We start from the raw sequence: 2,746 nt of genomic DNA, 5'->3' as shown, positions 1-2,746 counted from the left end.
CCGCACTTTGGCGCTCGTGTGGCAGGAAGACTTGCACTGCAAAGCCGATGTGATAGCGTGTCGTGTGTCCATGCTATCTGACTACCGTGATGGAGCTTACCCTCGAACAAGTAAAAGAGATCTATCGAGACGCAATTGACCCGAAGGCACGTGACGGCGAAGGTCTCGATTGGTGGGCGTCAGTTGCGGCAGATGTGTTGGCCGTGGTCGACGCACCAAGCATCAGGGGTGCGGCCGACCGCCTCGCTTGGTGGCATTCTGAATGGGAGTGGGAACAGATCGGAGATTCTGCTTCGGCAACCGCCAAGCGGATACGTTGTTCAGCGCAGCGCCTAAGGTTGCGATAGCGCAGGCTCCCTGTATGAGGGTGTCCAACTCAGCGCTTACGTCGCAGGCAGAAGTTCATGCGCGACTGCCCAGGGCAGCAGTTCATCGATCCGGTTGATCGGATGATCGGCGATGTGGCTCAGCACGTGACGCAGGTATGCCTCGGGGTTGAGGTTATTGAGCTTCGCGGTGCCGATGAGGGTGTACATCGCGGCGGCACGTTCGCCGCCGCTATCAGCGCCCGCGAACAAGAAGTTTTTGCGGCCTAAGGCAACGGCGCGCAACGCGCGCTCCGCGCTGTTGTTGTCGATCTCCAGACGCCCATCGTTGGCGTAGCGCGTGAACGCCTCCCAACGCTTGAGCGTGTAGAGGATGGCCGCCGTGGTATCGGACTTGCGCGAGAGCTTGCTCGCCGTCTCCTCCAGCCAGGTCTTGAGCGTCGCGAGTCGCGGTACAGCCTCGCGTTGCCGGATCTCCCGGCGCAGGTCTGGTGGCTGCCCTCGGATCTCGCGCTCGATGTCATAGAGTTCGCCGATGCGCGCCAACGCCTGCTCGGTGACGGCATTGGGGCGCACCGCATGCAACTCGTGGAACTTGCGTCTGGCGTGCGCCCAGCAAGCGGCTTCTTGCACTCGCCCCGTTTCATAGACCGCGTTGAAGCCAGCGTACGCATCGGCTTGCAAGGTCCCGGCGAAGGATCGGAGATGGTGTTGAGGATGTTCGCCCTTGCGATCGGGCGAGTAGGCGAACCACACTGCGGGTGGCGCGGCATCGGCCGATGGCCGGTCATCACGCACATAGGTCCACAGCCGTGCCGTCTTCGTCTTTCCATTACCCGGCGCCAGTACGGGGATCGGCGTATCGTCGCCATGCACCTTGTTGCCTCCCATCACATAGCGTTGGACGGCGGCCACCAGCGGGCTGAGCAATGCCGAGCAGCCTCCGACCCAGTCGCCCAGTGTCGACTCGGGCAGATCGATCCCTTCACGTTCCCAACGAACGCTCTGACGATACAAGGGCTGGTGGTCGCAGAACTTTGAGACCAGCACGTTGGCCAGCAAGCCCGGGCCAGGGATGCCGCGGTCGATGGGACGGCTGGGCGCGGAGGCCTGCACGATGCGATCGCAGCCAGTGCAGGCGAGCTTCACGCGGCGATGTCGGATGACACGTAGTCGTGCCGGCACGACTTCGAGCTGCTCCGAGACGTCCTCACCCAAGACCTTGAAGGCGCCACCACATGCGCAACACGTGGTCTCTGCTGGCGCGTGAACGACGTCATCACGTTCCAGGTGCGCCGGTAGCGGGTTGCGTCCACCGTTGCCATGGGCAGTGCGCGCGCGAGGCGCGCTTGCCGCGGCGACGCCTTCATCCGTCTGCAGTTCTTCGAGCTTGAGTTCGAGCTGCTCGATCTGCCGGTCCAGCTTCTCAGACCTGTGGCCGTACTGCTGGCGCTTGAGCTTGGCAATCAGCAGCTTGAGGTGTTCGATCTCGATCGCATGATCGCGCAGTGCGCTGTCTCGCGCGATGATCATCGCCTTCAACGTGGCGATGTCATCGGGAAGCGTGGCGGGGTCTGTCGGCATGCACAGCAGTGTAGGAAGCAACGCATCTGTTTACAAGGCGAGTGTCGGGCGCCAGGTGCGTTCCGGCTTGCGCCAGTCGATGCCTTCGAGAAGCATCGATAGCTGTGCGGGCGTGAGGTGGACCTTGCCGCTGTCAGCCTGCGGCCAGACGAAGCGGCCTCGCTCTAGGCGCTTGGCCAACAAACAGAGCCCGTCTCCACTCCACCACAAGACCTTGATGAGGTCGCCGCGCCGGCCGCGGAACACAAAGACGTGCCCGCTGTATGGGTCTTCGGACAGCGTGGTCCGGGCCCTGGCCACCAACCCGTTGAAGCCGCAGCGCATGTCGGTGATCCCCGCAGCCACCCACACACGTGTTCCCACTGGCAAGCCGATCACCGTAGTGCCTCGATGAGCTCGCGCAGACCGTCCACGCCGACATCGTGCAACACAATCCTGCCCCTGGGCAGATGAAGCTCAACGGTCGTTATCGTTCCAGACGACGCTCGTTGCGGGGGGGAACTGGCTGTCGGAGCGATGCACACCGGAACGAACTCCACGGCCGCCTGGGCAATCGGTCCATACGTGCCTTGTTCGTACTCGCGCCGCCACCTGGCCAGTTGAATGTGGTTAAGGCCGTGCTCGCGCGCGAAGCGCGCCAGTGACATCGGGGACGACAGCAGCGCCTGCACTATCTGGCATTTGTACTCCGCTGAGAAGCGGCGCCTCGGTTCCCGGCGATAACCACTTTCCTGATCCTTAGCAGACGCTGACATAGGTCCCCACTTATCGATAGGTGGGGACCTATTGTGCTTATCGGTGCTTCAGTGTCTAGACGGTCATGACCGGGTGCTTAC

General features: G+C 62.6%; 3 protein-coding genes. All 3 read right to left on the bottom strand.

From position 1 onward, the window contains the following. Positions 1–383: 383 nt before the first annotated feature. The 3 genes from tnpC to tnpA are packed head-to-tail and all read right to left on the bottom strand — an operon-like array spanning position 384 to position 2,665. Positions 384–1,910, bottom strand: coding sequence for an IS66 family transposase (gene tnpC / locus AC07XB_RS38875; protein WP_492833240.1), 1,527 nt, complete (start codon positions 1,908–1,910; stop codon positions 384–386). 30 nt (positions 1,911–1,940) lie between these two features. Beyond that, complete coding sequence (gene tnpB / locus AC07XB_RS38870; RefSeq protein ID WP_492371536.1) at positions 1,941–2,288, bottom strand: IS66 family insertion sequence element accessory protein TnpB; 348 nt, start codon at positions 2,286–2,288, stop codon at positions 1,941–1,943. Next, the gene (gene tnpA / locus AC07XB_RS38865) at positions 2,285–2,665 is read right to left on the bottom strand and encodes an IS66-like element accessory protein TnpA (RefSeq protein WP_492833242.1); all 381 of its coding nucleotides are present in this window, start codon (positions 2,663–2,665) and stop codon (positions 2,285–2,287) included. Before tnpA ends, tnpB begins: the two co-directional genes overlap by 4 nt. Between the last annotated feature and the right edge of the window lie 81 nt (positions 2,666–2,746).

The organism is Cupriavidus sp. GW821-FHT02F09 (genome assembly GCF_059421605.1).
Note: the sequence above shows the minus strand (reverse complement) of the source record. Positions and strands in the feature narration are given on the sequence as shown.

Bases quoted from the DNA above. Each gene is read 5' to 3' on its own strand.
- tnpA (WP_492833242.1), bottom strand. From the start codon at position 2,665: ATGTCAGCGTCTGCTAAGGATCAGGAAAGTGGTTATCGCCGGGAACCG.
- tnpC (WP_492833240.1), bottom strand. From the start codon at position 1,910: ATGCCGACAGACCCCGCCACGCTTCCCGATGACATCGCCACGTTGAAG.